The following is a 15,800-nucleotide window of genomic DNA, read 5'->3' on the forward strand; positions in this document are numbered from 1 at the left end:
ACCAGCCGGCGCAGCGCCAGCAGGGCGCCGGCCAGCGGCCCTTCCCGGCGCGCGGGGGCGGCCGGTGCAGGCTCGGCCTCTTCTTCTGGCGGAGGCCCCTCCTGGACGTGCCCTTCCGGCGCTGCCATCGGCGCCCGGAGAATGCTGGCCGCCTGCACCGCAGGTTCCTCGACGGGCGCCACGGACTGCGGCTGCGGCCGCTCCGCCTGGACGTCCTCGGTTCGGGCGAAGACGGCTTGGGGCTGCTGTTGCTCGACGGGGGCCGCGCGCGGCGCGGGCGCCGCTCGCGGAGGCTCCGCCGGTGGAGGCTCAGCCGGCCGAGGCGCGGGGAGCTGCGCCTCCGGGCGAGCCATCGGTGCCTCGGCGGCCTCGCGCGGCGACGGCGGGCGTTCCAACCTCAGTGAGAGCGCCGGCCGGGCATCGCCGGCGGCCGGCAGTGTAGGCTGGTCCTCGTAATCGTCCCCGCCCTCCTCGAGGCCCTCCTCGACCAGGTCGTCGTCATATTCAGTCTCGATGAGCTGGGCCTGGTCGACTTCGGCCGACTGCGGCGAGGGCGCCTCGGGCTGCACGCTCCGTGAGACCACCGACGTTATGGATGTGTCACCGCTATCCGGCGGCGGGGGAGGAGGTGCGGTAGGAGGCGCGGGGCGAAAGACCCGCAAGATCGCGCCGGCAGCGCGCGAGAGCAAGGACTCCTGGCGAGGCTCGGTTGCCTGGAGTGGCGGCGGGCTGTCTTCGTGGCTGGCGCGCGCGACAGGCGTTTCGTCCACGGACGGCGCCAGCTCCTCGTCTGGGGCCAGGACTGGTCCCGGCGCCCGCGTTGGAGCGCTCTGCAGGGTGAGGACGGGCCTTTCCCTGCTCTCCGACACGACCTTCCGCAGCACGAGTTGGGGACGGTTCGCGACCGTCTTCGCGAACGAAGGCCCGTAGCGGATCGGTGCCAGGGCCCGGGCGAGGATCGGCGTCACCAGCGGGCGGAATGACAAGAGGGGCCGCCGCTTTGCGACCGTTGGAGCCGGCCAACGCGACAGGCGCGACAAGGCATCCGCGGTCCAGTCGCGGAGCCAGATCGTCGAGGGCTGTCTACCGTTCGCCAAAGTCACACCTGCTCAAGGCGGTAGCTTCAGGAAGCCGTCGTGGGCGATCTCGAACGACTCGATGGCGATGGCGTTGGAGGTTGCCTGCAGTGTCGGTCCGGTCCACTTCACGGGGAACGCGTCTTTGAACTCCCAGCTTTCCAGGACCTCCAGGTCGTGGTTGACCAGCTTGATAGTCACTGTCTTGCGGTTTTTGACACCCATCAGCTGGTCTGTGAACCACCTGAAGAGCTCGGCAGACGAGGTCACGCCGCGCTTGAGGACGATGTTCCCGAAGTCCGTGCGGCCGGGGAACTTGAGAGTCGTCTCGTTCGCGCCGCCTTCCTCCCACTTGTCGGTGCGCAGGGTCGCGCTCAGACCCGAGCACTCCGAGAACGTAGCCTCGATCAGCCCATCGATTTCGACGCAGTACCGCGGGCCGATGACGTACTTGTCGGACTTGAGGCTGTCGCCAGCAAAAGTGTTTGCCACCGATTACCTCCACGCCCGTCCGGAGGTCTCACCGCGGCGCTCGCGTTGACGCAAGAGGTCCTCCTTGAGGCGGTAGTAGACAAGGTCGACCAGGCGCTCCAGTTGCTGGGGCGAGAGGCCGGCGGGCCCGGCCGTGCTGCCGGCGCCCCCCTCTGTGCTCGTCGAAGGTTCAGGACCCGCCATAGGTCTCCCGCCTCACAACTGGTTCAGCGTCAGGCTCGTGCTTTCCTCGTTCATTCGCTCGTTGATCCGGCTAATCTGCTTCGCCCACTCGATGCGGTCGGCGTGCTCGAGGCCGAGGATGTAGTCCAGCGGCCAGTGGAAGTGGTAGGCGATGTACGCGACCTCCTCCGCAAGCCTGTCCTGCGGGTAGGTCACGCCCATCTCCCACGACCGCCCCAACCGCCTGAATTCCGGGACTTCGCCGGCCTCTAGGCTAAAGGGGCGGCTGCCGCGGGCACCTCCTCCGCCGTCGTGAATGGCACGAACTCGTCGCCGCAACTCGGGCAACGCACCATACCGGCGTCGGGATCGGCGAGCTCGTTCTTGGTCCGGTACAGCTCCTGCAAGAACGCCAGGTCCGCTGTGAAGAGGCCCTCGATCACGCCGGTGTCGATCGCCGGCAGGGTGCCCAGATGAGTGACCACGCGCGCCAGGAGGATGATCGTGTGGTAGGCCTGGTTCTGGCGCACCCTCGGATCGCGCAACGGGGCGATTTCGTCCAGCGCCGTCGCCAGCCGCATCCGGCCCTTCCGGTGGATGGTGCCGTTACGGTCGATGTACCCCCTGGGCAGCGTGAAGTCGAACTCGGTCTGCAACATCAGGCTGACCGGACCAACCCTTCGTGTGAGATTGTGATCTCTTCGATCGCGGCGGCGTTGTTGGTCGTGTTGACGTCCGGTCCCTTCCACTTAGACGGCCAGCCGCGGACGAAGTCGAATCGCGCGATCGCCTGGTTCTCCGAGTTGTAGAGCACGATGGAGCCGCTCTTGCGCGCCTCGGCGAGCTTGCCGTCGACGACCTGTTGCCGCCACTTGAACAGCTCCATCGAGTCGGTGACGCCCTTCTTGAGGACGATGTCCGCCCACTTCAGGTTGCCGGGCTGCTTGCTGATGAACTGCTTGCCGCCCCGTCCTACCTCGCGGTGTTCGATCACGTCGTGGCTGCTCTCGAACCCGCTCGCCTCGCGGAAGGTGCACTCCTCGATGCCCTGCACCTCGAGCGCGAAGTGGTGGACGACCTGCGGGTCCTTGAGCCCTTCGAAAGCGAGTCTTGGCATGTTCCTCTTCCCTCCTTATGCCGTTTAGTGACTTGCTGCTTACTCCGTCGCGCCAGGGGTGATCTGGCGGATGTGGAAAATGACGAACTCGGCCGGCTTCACGGGCGCGATGCCGATCTCGCAGACCATCATGCCGGCGTCGATGACCTCCGGCGGGTTGGTCTCGCGGTCGCACTTGACGTAGAACGCCTCGTCCGCGGTGGCCCCGAAGAGGGCGCCCGTGCCCCAGAGACGGGTCAGGAAGGCAGTGATGTCGCGCCGGACGCGGGCCCAGAGACTCTCGTCGTTCGGCTCGAATACCACCCACTGCGTGCCCTGCTCCAGCGACTTCTTCACGTAGTTGAAGACGCGCCGGACGTTGATGTAGCGCCACTCGGACGCGGCTTCCGCCAGCGTGCGCGCGCCCCAGACTCGTATCCCGCGTCCGGGGAAGGCCCGGATGCAGTTGATGCTGTGCACGTTGAGCGTGCCCAGCTCCTCCATCGTGAGCTGCGTCTCCAAGTCCAGCACGCCGAGCACCTGCTCGTTGGCCGGGGCCTTGTGGACGCCGCGGTTGTCGTCGGAGCGGGACCAGATGCCGGCCATGTGGCCGCTTGGCGGGATAAACCGCGTGGTGTTCGTCGCCGGGTCGTCGACCTTGATCCAGGGGTAGTAGAGGGCGCCATAGCCGCCGTCCGAGATCAGGTTCGCCACCTTCATCTTCCAGTCGTCAACCTGCGTGGGGTCCAGGCCGGGCGGCGTGTCCAGAATGGCAACGCGGTCTTCCATGCGCTCGCAGTGCGCGAGGATCGCCTTCTGGAGCGAAATGACGCCTTCCATGTCGAGGAGGCCATCCTCGAGGGCCTTCATTAGGTCCGGTACCACCACCATGGTCACGTCCTCGAGCGCTTCCAGGCCCTCGATGCCGCTGCGGGAAGCGACGCTGCCCTGGAAGTCAGTGGTGGTGAGCGCTGTGAGGGCCTCGCCGCCACCCGTCATCTGATAGGTTGCGGGCGCGGGCGCGCGGTCCGCGACAGATACGCCTCGCGGCGCCAGGTCCTCGATCATGATCAACTTGGAGCCTGTCTCCGTTGCGTTGATCACGTCGACAGCGTTGCGCGGGTCGCCACGGCGGAGCGTCAGGTTCTCGAAGACCTCCGGCGCTTTGCCGGGGGCGGTGACGGTAATCCTGAACCGGCGCTCGTCCGCAGGGGCGTCGCCGCCCGACGCCGGGGGCTCGTCGGCGACCTCGACCTTGATGTCGTTGCCTTCAGGTCCGGGCTCGCGCGCCGTAATCCGCAGCGAGTCCACCGCGGTCGCCGCCCGGCCGGGGAGCGCGAGCGTCGAAGGCTGGCTGACGACGTCTCCACCGACCCTGATGACCCAGGCGTTGCCGCCGCCGTTGGCGAAGAAGCCGTAGATCGAAAGCGGCATGTACCCGCTCTTGATGAAGCCGCCGAACGTGTTCGTGTACTGCGTCCAGTTCGTCACGCGCACCGGCTTGTTGATCGGCCCTTTCTCCGCGAAGCCGACGAACGCGGCTACGCGGGTGCCGACACCTTCGATTGGGCGGCTGCCGCCCGGTACCTCCTCAACGTAGACTCCGGGTGCCTGATACGTGGTCCTTGGCATTGTTCCTTCCCTTTCCCGGGGCCCTTTCCGGGCACGCCGCTCCTAACCTCTCCGTCTGCGAGACCTGGGCTCCTTGTCCGTGGGCTCCGCTTGCTCCTCGCCCGCGCCGGGCGCTGGGTCCTTCCTGGCGCCATTGCCGTTGGCCTTGCCGTCGGCGCCAGGTAACGACAGCACTGACTCGGCCGGGAGGTCGGCCGTGAGCTCGAAGTACTCGTTTTCGACGAGCACGAATACCCTTTGCTTTCCCGGCTTGACGTTCTCGAGGGCGAACTCGCCCTTCTCGTTCGTGCGGTCGGATGCCGTGTCCGCGCGCACCAGCGCCCCCGCCACGGGGCGGCCGTCCCGCTCGATGCGGCCTTCGTAGCGCTTGCGCGAGGTGTCGGGCGGGGTCCATCCCGGCCCCGACATACCGACGCCGCGCTCGCGCACAGCCGGACTCTCGTAGCTGACGTCGACTTCGAGGGGGATTGTCACCGTCACGCGGACGGAGGGGTGGAGGTCATTGTCCAGGACGCTCCAGATGTCCACGACGTCCTTGAACGTCTCCGGCTGCGCGACCTGCGTCGTGATGTCGATGCCGTTGTCGTACTCGACCGCGAGGCCGCCCTGAAGCACTTCACGGGGGAGCACAGGGTTGCGGAAGAGCACGCGCGCCGCGCCCGTGAGTAGGCGGTGCTCGTCCTCCACCTCATTCGACCAGGCGGTGACCATGTAGCTGCAGTCCAGCCTCACGGCCGGCCGCCGCGTCGTCACCGAGCCGGGGCCGCGGGTGACGTTCCATGTCCGGCCGCGCAGCTCCCGGTTCTCCTGGATGTTGTAGAGGTAGAGGCAGAGCGTCGGGCGCGTTAGCCGCGAACGGAACTCGCGGTTCGGCACATCGAAGCTGATATCGAAGCCGTCCGGTTCGATTCGCTCGACGACCCGCGGCAGGTCTTGCTGGAGAAGGAGCTTCAGGGTCTCGTCCAGCTCGTTCAGCATATGCGGCGCAAGTCTAGCGACGGAAAATTGAAGAATGATTGAAAGAGGATTGAGCGGCCCTTCGGCCGCTCAACCTGGTCCCGCCTCGCGTAGCTTCGACTTTGCCTTCAGCTGGCCATGACCTGAGTCTGGCCCGGGGAAACTATCGCAGGCACCGACCCGGAGCCGCCGATGCACAGCCCGATGCTGGTGCCGAGAAGGACCGGGATATTGTTGACCGTGAAGTTGACGGCCGGCGCGGTCCACTGGACGGTGACGCAGGGCGCCGGCGCCCCGGAGATGTTGAAGGGGCAACCGGCTACCGTGAAGACATCCGTAACCACCAAGACCGGCGCGCCCATGATCAGGACATTGGGGTTCGAAGGCACGCCGAGCACCGGAGCGCCGTGCGGGCAAGTGATGGTTGCGGCCATCGTAAGTACAGGCGCCGGCATCGACTAGCTCCTCGGCCGCAGGGGGAAGCTCGCTGCCTTCCGCTGGATCCGCGAAGCCGCGAGCTCTTCTTCTTCGGGCATCCCTTCCCGGGCAATGCGCGAAGCCGCGAGCTCTTCCTCTTCGGGCATCCCCTCCCGGGCGATGCGCGAAGCCGCGAGCTCCTCCTCTTCGGGCATGCCTTCCCGCGCAATGGGCGACTTCTGCAGCTCCTCTTCCTCCTCCGGCACTTCGACGGGCACTTGACGGCCGATTGCGGAGGCCTGGACCTCCTCTTCCTCCGGCAACGCGCCTTCAGCGGGAGCCGTTTCGGTCGCCGGCTGTGGCTCCTCTTCCTCCATCTGGCGGCCTATCGTCGCCGAAGCGGAGCCGCTTACGGCGCTGGCAACGTCGCCGGCTTGCCGCTCGGAGGCATCCTCCGGGCTGCTGACGGTGAGGTCCTGGCTCACGGGCACGTCGCGTTGTTGCACCACATGCGTGAGCTCATGCGCCAAGAGCTTCTTGCCCTCGCTGCTCCCGGGGCTGTAGCTGCCCTTGCGGAAAAAGATGTCGCGGCCGATGGTGAAGGCTTCGGCCTGGACGGCCCGGTTGAGGGCGTCGGCAGTGTCGTCCGTGTGGACCCGCACGTCCGAGAAGTCCTGCCCGAAGGAGGGTTCCATTTCCTTCCGGCTTGCCTCGTCCAGGGTGGCGCCGCTGCCGCGCTTGGAGTTGATGGCTCTCGCCACCTCGTCGTCCACGGTGCTTCCGGCAGCGTCGCCCTGGCGCTGCAATTTTGCGGCGCGCAGAAGGCGCTGGACGCGGGCGTTGCCCATGGCGGACAACAAGCCGGCGCCGCCCGAGGCGTCCGCCCGCGGCGTTGGCTTTTCAGCCTTCGCCTTGACCTTGAGGCGGTCGTCGTTCTGCAGATTTGCCCTGTCCATCATGCCCTCCTCGTCGGGCCTTTCCGGCTACTGTTCGCCGTCGTCGCGCAATATAGCCTCTCTGCGCACCCTCGCGTCGCCTGCTGTCGTCCGGTTCATAGCCGTTACGCATCGACGTCCATGGTCACCTCGAAGGGATCGATAGCGTCGCTGGCTTCCTTCAGCGCTGTGAGGGCATCGGCGAATGCCGTATTGGCGTCAGACTCGCTCTGGCCCACCAGCGATTCGCCTACGCCCTTCATTTTTTCCCTGGCAATGGCCACATGCCGCTCCTCGTGAGCACTGAGCTCGCTCCAGCAGCGGTCCCACTCGGCCTTGGCAGTCTGGCTCAGCTGCGACGCTCCCGGCCAACTCGGCATCGTGACAGTGAGGTTCACCGTGACCGTTGCGCTCTTGAGGTTCCTGTCATCGTCGAGGTCGTACTTGAGCTTGGGATTAAAGTCGGTCTTGCCGGCCTCGCCTGTGTGAGCCTGGTAGGCCTCGATCACCGCCAGGGCCTCCGACAGCGTTTTGCCCGCGACCGGATAAGTCTTTCGTGTCACGGCTGGGAAGACCGTCTGGCCCTTCGCGGGAGCGGCCTCGCGGGCGATGACATTGCCGGCGGCCTGCCGATGCACCGCGCCGCTCGCGTTCGCCACGGCATCCAGCGGTCGTGCTCGCTCCCCGGCACCGTCGCGAGTGACTGGCGGCGCGCCTTCCGCGCGCGCACGATTTGACTCCTCGGCGATCAGGCGAAGGATGCCCTGGTTGCCAAGGCTAGGTACGAGCGTGCGGACCAGCTCGGGGTCGAGCGACGCGGAGTGGCGGACGCGGCCGGCGAGCAGCGCTGCCAACCCGGGGAGAGCAGAGGCTGGATGAGGCACTTCCGCCGCGGGGGATGGGCGGCGCCGCTTCGCCTCCGCGGTCGGGGCCGGCTCGGCTGTCCTGCCCTCGCTCATGCGCGCACTTCCTCGTACCAGCGGCCGAAGTCCGATTCGGTGACCAGACGCCCCAGCTTCTGATACTCGCGCTTCGTGGCCTGGATCAGGTGGTTCATGCCGATCGGCTCGCCGGTACTGGCTGCCAGGAATGCGGCAAGGACGACTATGTTGCGTATATTGCCGCCAGCAATGCGGAACTGGCGCGCCATGAAGGAGAGGTCCACGTCGTCCGCCATGGGCGCGGACGAAGCGAGGGTGCGCTGCCAGATGCGCAGCCTGTCGTCAGCCTCGGGGAAGGGGAACTCCACAATTGCCCGCATGCGCCGGAGGAAGGCATCGTCCAGGTTGGAGCGCAGGTTGGTCGCCAGCACGACGATACCGTCGTACTCCTCCATGCGCTGTAGCAGGTAGCTGACCTCGATATTGGCGTAGCGGTCGTGCGAGTCGCGCACCTCGCTGCGCTTGCCGAAGACAGCGTCAGCCTCATCGAAAAAGAGGATCGCGTTGGTGTCGCTCGCCTCCTCGAAGACGCGCGCCAGGTTCTTCTCCGTCTCGCCGATGTACTTCGAGACGAGGCCGGCGAGGTCGATCTTGTAGACCTCCAGGCCCAGCTCGCTGCCGATGATCTCCGCCGCCATGGTCTTGCCCGTGCCGGACTGACCGGCGAAGAGCGCGGCCACTCCTCGCCCCAGAGAGGACTTGGCAGCCAGGCCCCACTCTTCGTAGACCACGTGCTGATACAGCACCTGGTTTGCGATCTCCCGCAGTTGGGCCATGCGGTCCGGCGGCAGGACGATGTCCTCCCAGGTGAAGCGGGGGACGATCTTCTGCGCGAGACTCGTGAGGCGCGGCTGGGATTGCATCCTCGCTGCTACCTTCAGGTCTTCCAGTACGACACCGTCGTCGCCGCGGAAGCTGGCGAGGCTTCTCGCCATCTCCCAGGCGGAGTCGATCTCCCGGCGGCCGAGGCGGTACATGGCCGCGAGGTGGCTGGCGTCTTCCGCACTGACCTCCGAGGCGGCGGTCCAGAGGCGTTGGCGTTCCTCGAAGCTGGGCGCCGGAAATTCGAACTGCAGGTGGAGGTTCGCGGGGAGCCTCGGGGGCGAGGAGGCGCGGTCGCTGAAGAACACGGGAAGCGGGTGATCCTGCAGCTTAAGAGCAGCCTCCGCGGCGAAAACCGATGATTCAGGCGACTCGGACTCCTGGGCGCCCCAGTCCTGGAATAGCACGGCCGACCGAAGAAGCCGAGCATCCCTGAGGATCAGGGCAAGGATCGAGGCCGGCTCCGCGGAGCGCAGCACCGCCTGCGTCTTCACGGATATGAGGCCCAGACCCGCTCGCCCGCAGGCGCCGGCGATCGCGTCCTCCTTGTCAGTCTGCCAGCGGCCGCCGAGGTAAACGCGCGCGTTAAGGCGGTGATGGAGGACTCTCGCCAGCGCCTCCTCCTGCTGGCCGCCGCCCGCCCGTGGCTCCTGCCAGCGCGCGTAGGCCAGCAACCTGGGGTCCAGGCCGCGGTAGCCGAGCAGCGTTTCCGCCAGGTGCGGGTCGAGCGATATCTGACGGCTCAGGAGTGGCGGCGCCGGCGAGGCTGGCTCGGCGGATGCCAGGAGCTGGTGCCGGCTCAACGGGGCGTCCAGGTAGAACAGCCGCCTCAGCGCTACCCTTTCGAGGGGGTCGTCGCTTAGCACCTGCAGGGTCAGGCCGACGGTGGGCCAGCGCTTGGTGATGTCGTCGTTAGCGTAGGCGTAGACCTTCTCGTAAGCCGAGTCGACATAGGGCGCGAGAGCGGTAAGCAGGACCAGCCTCTCTTCCGGCCGCAGCCCGAATTCGCGCGCGACATGCTCGAGTGGCAGGTCGCGCAGGGAGTCCCGGCGGCTATCGAGGTCGGCCCGCACCCGGGCGGCCCTGGCGATACGCCTCTCGGGCGGAGCCTCTTCTGCCTCCTCATCGGACAGCAGGACATCGATCTCTTCGTCCGTGACGTAGAGGCCGCGGTACTCCGCCGGGGGCCCAACGGAGCGTTGCCGGCGGCCGGCATCGATAACGACGCTGAGCCGCAGCGAGAGCCAGCGCAGTTCGCCCTCGAGCGCATCCAGGACGGACGCCGAGGGCGCGGGATACTCGATCAGGGTAGACGCCATGGCTGGCCCCTCTGCCTCGACTGGGGCGATATTAACCGCGTCCGATTGAGCGCGGATTTAAGGAAGATTGCAAAGGCGACGCGTCTTAGCTTCGACACCCGCGCCCTGCCGCACATTTTGCGTCAACTTTCCATCTTCCGCTAACGGGATATCAATCATCCGTCAATGTTCTCTCGCTACCATGGCCGCCAACCGTCAAGAATGCCGAAACGCTTGCGAGTTTCTACACGAACGCGCAGCAGCGGCGCCCAGCGCCGCCAGGCCCGGCCGGAATCGCTGCGCCCCGGCCTCGACGCCGGCAACCCGGTCTCGAGGCGGGCGATCTTGTCTGCTCAGAAGACGCTCGGCAACCACTGGGTCGGCAGGCAGCTGGGAGGCGCGCGCGCCTCCCTGACCAGCCGCGGGGCGGCGCAGGTCCGGGCCGATGAGACGGCGGCCCCCGGGTTCGGTGACGCGCCTGCCGAGCCTGTTGGCGACATGGCCGAGGCTGCAGCCATGGGCCTGCAAGCGGGCGGCAAGGTCTTCCGGGAGCCGGAGCCGCCGGGCGAGAACCCGGTGAAGAAGGCACTCCGCACGCGCGACGTCGACGACGTGAAGGCCATCAACGACTGGGTGCCGATACCACTCGAGACGAAGTTCGAGCTCATCGGCATTCTCTTGAACCAAGTTTGGGTAGGGCCCTTTGACGAGTGGAAGATCGAAGAAGCCTGGCGTTCCATCCCCGAGGACGACCTGCCGAGAGTCGCCTCGAACAAGCTCGACCTGTGGGATCGGTGCATCGACGCCGGCGCGGAGCTCGAGGAACTGCCAGGCTACAGGAAGCTGAAGAGCAAGTGGGTCGAGGATATCAAGGCGCTGGCCACGAGCTATCTGGACAAGAACGACGAGATCGTGCGGCAGCAAATGGCCGACACTGGCCTGCCGCTGGAGGAGGGCAAGGAGCCGCCGCCTCCCACGGAAGACCAGACGAAGAAGATGATGGCCACGCAGGAGGCCGCGCTGAAGATCGCGTCCATCCAGGAACAGCAGGAAGCCCTCACGAAGATCTACGTGGGCTACAACTTCAATCAGCACATCCCTCTGGGGATGAAACCCTGGTGGGAGCCGGCGACCTTCAACCCTTTCCGCCCGCCGCAGGTCGTCGAGCTGCCTCAGAACAAGGACGAGCGCGGCCTCGCCGATGGAGGCGAAATTCGCGAGGTAGTCCAGACCCAGCCCTATCAGCCCCTCCTCGATGCCTTCAACAAGGGCAGCGAGAGCATCCGCGACCTCGTGAACCTGTACCCGATGGCCTACGCCCTCGCGCGCGAGGGCAAGAGCGACGTCACGAAGTCCTTCGCGAAGGAGCAGGACCCGGCGAAGGCGCGTGCCCAGCTGGCCGATGCGCTGCGCAAGCTGCGCGTAGACATCAAGCAGACCAGGGAAAAGCTCGGGAATGAGCTCGACCCGCTCGACCTGACGCCGCTGCACAAGCAGCTCATGGAGGGCACGAAGGCGCCGAACAGCAAGGTCGAGTGGTCACTCGCGCTGCCGAAGAGAGTCGCCACGAAGGAGGCGGAAGGGCACAACCTGGAGAAGGCCCTGGTTGCCCTGGCCCTGGAGGCGGTCAGCCAGCTCGTGTTCATGCTCGGCGGCGCGGTGCCGGGCGCAGCGGGCATTGCCCTCTTGCTGGTCGGGACCGTTGCCGCTGGCGCCAAGGCCCAGATGTCGGCCGAAGAGTACGAAGCTATGCTGCAGGCGTCCAAGACCGCGGTCGGCAAGGACACTGAGCTCGTCACGCCGCAGCAGGTCGATGAGGCGAAGGTAATGGCCGACGCCGACGCGGCGGCATTCGCCATGGCGGTGTTGGTTTCGGCCGCCGCCATCGCTGGCTATGCTGCAGGCAAGGTCGCGCCCATGGGCGGCGGCGGCAAAGGTGGCGGCGAGGGCGAAGGGGGCGGCAAGCCGCCACCTGAGGGCGAGCACCTAATCGATTACAGCAAGCAGCTATCCGCCAGCGGGTTCAAGGGGACGCTGGCCAGCCGCGAGGGCTTCGGTGTCTTCGAGGGCCGCGTTCCTGGCGTGTCGGAGCCGGTCGCGGTCAAGGTCTACCCGGCCTCCATGAATGAGATGTTCGAGGCGGACATGGCGGGCGCGCGCGCTGCCAGCCAGACCGGCCGCGGCCCCAAGTTCTACGGCGAGGTCCCGGCTGGCCCCGGCAAGCGCGCCTTCGCGATGGAGAAGCTCCAGGGCGGGTTCGCGGAGAACCTGAGCGATGCGCCGCAGAACAGTCCCGAGTTCCAGGCAGCGCAGAAGCAAGCGGACTTTTACGCCTCCAAGGTCGGCCCGCAGACCGTCCAGGACGTCGAGGCATTCGGCAGGAGCATGCTTCAGCAGGGCAGCTACTACGACGGCGAGGTGCAGGGCCTGGTTGACGCGAACGGGCGCTGGAAGGCCATCGACTTTCAGCCCGTGCGGCCGCTGCCCCCGAAGGGCACGCCCGCTTACGACGCTGCCGTGCAGAGGCACAACGACATGATCAAGTTGGAGGCGGACGGCTACCGCAAGATCGCCCAGCAGAATGCGGCCAGGACCGGCACGCCTTAGCCGCGGGCAAAACGCGGCTCTGCCGGTAATGGCGTCCCGCCCGCTTGCATCGCCGGCGTATCGCCGCGCGGCGCGCGCGTAGCCTGGACCGCGGCGGAACGCGCTGCCTAGACAGGCACTGTATCGGCCTTAGGCACCGGGAAGTCCCCCTTCGGGGCCTCCTCCGGAGCCTCTTCCTCTGCGCCGGCCTCGGGCTCGACCGAAGTCAGGTCGATTAGCAGGCCCGCGGCGCGGGCGGCCGTGCCCATCTGCATGACCAGGGAATTGCGGAAGATGACGAAGGCGTAGCGCGCCTTGGTCGCGCGGATGATGTCGGCGGAGAGGTCTTCCATACCCTGGATGCCAGCGCGGGACTGGAGGGCCTGGATGATCGCCAGGTGAGCCTCGTCGAACTGCGCGATGGCGCCCCGCGTCTTGGCGATGACGCCCTCCATGTTCTTGGAGAGCAGTTGCTTCATGGTATGCACGCTCTCGCCCCTGGCTTGCAGGAGTATCTGCGAGAACTCGTCGGCCAGCTTGGGCAGCATCGAGGCGTCTGGCAGCTTGACTCCTGGCACGCTGGACGCCGAGGCAAAGCGGTCGCCGTACTTGGCGATGTCCTTGATGGTGGCGGCGAGCTTGCCGGGGTCGCTCGCGCCGACCGGCGCCAGGGCTTCGAATTTGCCGACAGCGTCGCGCAGCTTCTTCACCTGGTCGAGGGCGGCGGTCAAGTCCTCCGCCGCAGTCATGGCCGCCCTGGCGCCGGGGAAGCCCTCCTTTTCCGTCACGAACTTGCGCACGCCGCCGGACGAGAAGTAGCCGCCGCCCTCCTTGACGTTGATCTGGGCCTGGATGTTGGCCAGCTCCTCGATCAGGCTCTCGACCTTTCCCATGTCGCCGGAGTTCTTCGCTGCCTCGATGGCGGCGTGGATGCGGTCCTGGTCCTTGGCGAGCGTGGAGGCTACGCGCTCGCTCATCGGCTTGAACCCGGATATCTTCTCGACGCCGAGCGCCTCCATCTCCGCCATGATCTTGTCGGCCATGGCCTTGGCGGCCTTGTCGCCGTCGGCGGCCTTGACGAGATACTGGTGGAGCTCGTTGTTCCAGATCAGCGACTCCTGAAACTTTGCCGTCTTGTCCGCCAGCTTGGCCTGGAGCTCGGGGAACTCGTCGAACAGGTGCATACGGCGCGGGTCCGTGAACAGGCCGATCTGGAGCATTTCGTCGAGGATCTTCGGGTCCGACCCGAGACCGGTCCGCCCGGCGAGGAATTGCGCCGCCGCCTCCCTTCTCTCGCCGGCCTTGGCGCCCAGGAAGGAGATGTCGAGGTCGTTGGTGACGTCCTTGAGGGTGCCGGTCTCCTGCACGAGCGGGCCCGTGCCGTCGGCTGGCTCCCGCAGGCCTTCGATGAAGTTCTTCAGGTCGGCGTTGATGCCATCGCGCCAGGCCTTCAGGCGCTTGCCGGCTTCAGAGCTGGTCCCGAGCGCGCCGCCGAGCTTCTTCCAGCCACCGGCCTCCTTGAGCGTGGCCTGGTACCCCATGGTGTCGATGGCCTGCTTGACGACGTCCTCCAGGGTTAGCTCGGCGCCGGTCTTGCCGGTGACCTTGCCCCCGGAGAGCGCTGTCTTCAGCGCTTCCGAGAGTTTCGCCGGCTCCACGCCCTTTTCGGCAAGCTCTTTGAAGGCCTTGAGTTTCGCGGCCGCGGCGGAGTCCGCGGGGACCTTGGCGAGGAGGTCATCCACGCTGTCCACGCCGGCCGTCTGCATGGCCTTCTCGACTCCGAGTTCGTCCACCGCCTTGGAGATGGCCTTCTCGGCCTCCTCCGCGCTCATGCTCTTGAGGCCCTTGAGCGCGGCGGCGCCCGCCGCCTTCTCGGCGGCCTCCTTGCCGGCCTTCTTGACGCCGAGGGCGGCGACACCCTTGACACCCTTGACGGCGACGCCGACGGCGTCCAGGAAGAAGAACACCGACTCGATGATCGCGTCCACGAGGGCCGCGTTCACCTGCCCGCCTTCGACCAGCTCGGTAGCCTGCGAGGTGCCGGCGGCAGCGGCGTTCTTCAGTTCGTCGTAGTTGTCCCACTTGCGGGCGACGTTCGCCGCGCCGATCCCGAGGCCAGCGCCGGCCCAGAGGACAGTCGCCATGCCGCCGGTGGCGACCTCGGAGAAGATGAAGGCGACGGCCGCGGCGAGACCGATGCCCAGGTCGATCATCATCTCCTGGGTCTCGATGTCGCCCAGCTCGTCCTTGATGATTTCCTTGTACCAGATCTCGTTGAAGGGGATGCCCCCCGCCGTGTGCTCGCCCCTGAGCAGCTGGGCGTGGATAGGCTTGAGCTCGTCCCAGTCGGGCGGGTCGGCTTTCGTCTCTTCGATCGCCTTCTTTGCGTCACCGAGCAGCATCTTTATGCCCGAGATCGGGTCGGTGCAGGCGTCCTCGCTCTGGCCGGTGATGGCATCCAGCTTGCCCTGCTTCAGGCCCACGTAGATGGAGGGGTGCTTGTTGGCGATGGCCATCAGCGCGCCCATGCCCTCGGCATACTTGGCCATCACCTCTTCGTAGGTAGAGGCTCCCTTGCCTTCGGTCCCTTTCAGAGGTTTCTCGGGGGGACTGCCGGGCCGGAAGTAGGCCGGGACTTCGCCCAGCTCCATCGCGTGCGGCGTGTCGGGGTCGCGCTCCGAGCTAGGGACCAGCTCCAGGTTGTAGCCAACCTGGATGCTGCCAAGCTTCTTGACTTCCTCGTCCAGCTGCTTGGCCTTTTCGGCCAGGATAATCACGTCAGTAAGGGCGGCTTGCTGCTCGGGAGTCTGCTTGGCGTCGTTGATGCCGAGGCGTTCCTCCTCCTTCGCGATGTCCTTGAGGTTGCCTTCGAGGTACTCGTCCCTTAGCCCCTCGACCGCCTGCTGGAACTTCTCCATCGTCAGGTCGGCGCCGAAGGGTCCTTCGAGGTTGTCGGGCTCCATGCCGCGCGCGATCGACAGCTGGAACTCTTTGGGGTTGGCCTTCGCGACGTCGGGCCCTAGTTCGGTCCACAGATCCTCGAGTTCGTACTCCTCCAGCGGCCCGACCCAGTTGATGGTGCGAGGCTCGTAGAGTATTTCCTTGACGCGGTCGAGGCCGGTCTTTTTGGTGTCCTCCCGGCTGATGCGCGCGGTCGACTGCATCGCCAGCGCCGAGTTCAGAAGCCGCATGTTGGTGTGAGGCCCGCCCGCGCGCCGCCCGACGCCCGGCGGGCTACCTCCGTCGCCGGAGGAGGAGGCGGCGACCAGGTGGCCGAGACCTTCATAGGCCAGCGGCGCCGCCTCCGGCTTCGCCTCCTCCTGTGGCGCCGGGGCCACGGGCGGCGCAGCCTGCAGGGAAGACGACGGCCTCGCCGCCGGCGGGCG

14 protein-coding genes are annotated in these 15,800 nt (G+C 66.8%); 1 reads left to right on the forward strand and 13 read right to left on the reverse strand.

What is annotated here, in order from left to right; all coding sequences use genetic code 11:
* From VNN10_10625 to VNN10_10680, 12 genes are all read right to left on the reverse strand, one after another.
* A partial coding sequence (locus VNN10_10625; protein ID HXH22476.1) for a hypothetical protein occupies positions 1 to 968 on the reverse strand: 968 nt, incomplete at its 3' end.
* Positions 969 to 1,109: 141 nt separating this feature from the next.
* Positions 1,110 to 1,568, reverse strand: a complete 459-nt coding sequence (locus tag VNN10_10630) for a phage tail protein (GenBank protein HXH22477.1) — start codon at positions 1,566 to 1,568, stop codon at positions 1,110 to 1,112.
* Positions 1,569 to 1,571: 3 nt separating this feature from the next.
* Complete coding sequence (locus VNN10_10635; GenBank protein HXH22478.1) at positions 1,572 to 1,751, reverse strand: hypothetical protein; 180 nt, start codon at positions 1,749 to 1,751, stop codon at positions 1,572 to 1,574.
* Between the two features lie 12 nt (positions 1,752 to 1,763).
* Positions 1,764 to 1,946 carry a DUF6760 family protein gene (locus tag VNN10_10640; protein ID HXH22479.1) on the reverse strand — a complete coding sequence of 61 codons (183 nt, stop codon included), beginning with the start codon at positions 1,944 to 1,946 and terminating at the stop codon, positions 1,764 to 1,766.
* A 53-nt stretch (positions 1,947 to 1,999) separates the two neighbouring features.
* Positions 2,000 to 2,389 carry a phage tail assembly protein gene (locus VNN10_10645; GenBank protein HXH22480.1) on the reverse strand — a complete coding sequence of 130 codons (390 nt, stop codon included), beginning with the start codon at positions 2,387 to 2,389 and terminating at the stop codon, positions 2,000 to 2,002.
* Positions 2,389 to 2,847, reverse strand: a complete 459-nt coding sequence (locus tag VNN10_10650) for a phage tail protein (protein ID HXH22481.1) — start codon at positions 2,845 to 2,847, stop codon at positions 2,389 to 2,391. The genes VNN10_10645 and VNN10_10650 overlap by 1 nt, the downstream gene beginning before the upstream one ends.
* Before the next feature lie 39 nt (positions 2,848 to 2,886).
* A complete protein-coding gene (locus tag VNN10_10655) occupies positions 2,887 to 4,458 on the reverse strand; it encodes a phage tail sheath C-terminal domain-containing protein (GenBank protein ID HXH22482.1) in 1,572 nt (523 codons plus the stop codon).
* Positions 4,459 to 4,500: 42 nt separating this feature from the next.
* Entirely contained in the window at positions 4,501 to 5,436 is a 936-nt protein-coding gene (locus tag VNN10_10660; protein HXH22483.1) for a Pvc16 family protein, read from the reverse strand.
* 107 nt (positions 5,437 to 5,543) lie between these two features.
* On the reverse strand, positions 5,544 to 5,870 hold the full coding sequence (locus tag VNN10_10665; GenBank protein ID HXH22484.1) for a hypothetical protein: 327 nt from the start codon (positions 5,868 to 5,870) through the stop codon (positions 5,544 to 5,546).
* A gap of 3 nt (positions 5,871 to 5,873) precedes the next feature.
* Positions 5,874 to 6,788 carry a DUF4157 domain-containing protein gene (locus tag VNN10_10670; GenBank protein HXH22485.1) on the reverse strand — a complete coding sequence of 305 codons (915 nt, stop codon included), beginning with the start codon at positions 6,786 to 6,788 and terminating at the stop codon, positions 5,874 to 5,876.
* A 104-nt stretch (positions 6,789 to 6,892) separates the two neighbouring features.
* Positions 6,893 to 7,621 (reverse strand): DUF922 domain-containing protein, encoded by a 729-nt coding sequence (locus VNN10_10675; GenBank protein ID HXH22486.1) that lies wholly within the window; start codon positions 7,619 to 7,621, stop codon positions 6,893 to 6,895.
* Between the two features lie 101 nt (positions 7,622 to 7,722).
* Complete coding sequence (locus tag VNN10_10680; protein ID HXH22487.1) at positions 7,723 to 9,849, reverse strand: ATP-binding protein; 2,127 nt, start codon at positions 9,847 to 9,849, stop codon at positions 7,723 to 7,725.
* A 324-nt stretch (positions 9,850 to 10,173) separates the two neighbouring features.
* Between VNN10_10680 and VNN10_10685 the strand changes: the two genes are divergently transcribed.
* The gene (locus tag VNN10_10685) at positions 10,174 to 12,435 is read left to right on the forward strand and encodes a hypothetical protein (protein HXH22488.1); all 2,262 of its coding nucleotides are present in this window, start codon (positions 10,174 to 10,176) and stop codon (positions 12,433 to 12,435) included.
* Positions 12,436 to 12,542: 107 nt separating this feature from the next.
* Here the strand turns inward: VNN10_10685 and VNN10_10690 are convergent, their stop codons facing one another.
* Positions 12,543 to 15,752: a hypothetical protein gene (locus VNN10_10690; protein ID HXH22489.1), complete on the reverse strand. Its 3,210-nt coding sequence runs from the start codon at positions 15,750 to 15,752 to the stop codon at positions 12,543 to 12,545.
* Between the last annotated feature and the right edge of the window lie 48 nt (positions 15,753 to 15,800).

It is taken from the genome of Dehalococcoidia bacterium, from assembly GCA_035574915.1.
Lineage (GTDB): Bacteria > Chloroflexota > Dehalococcoidia > DSTF01 > WHTK01 > DATLYJ01.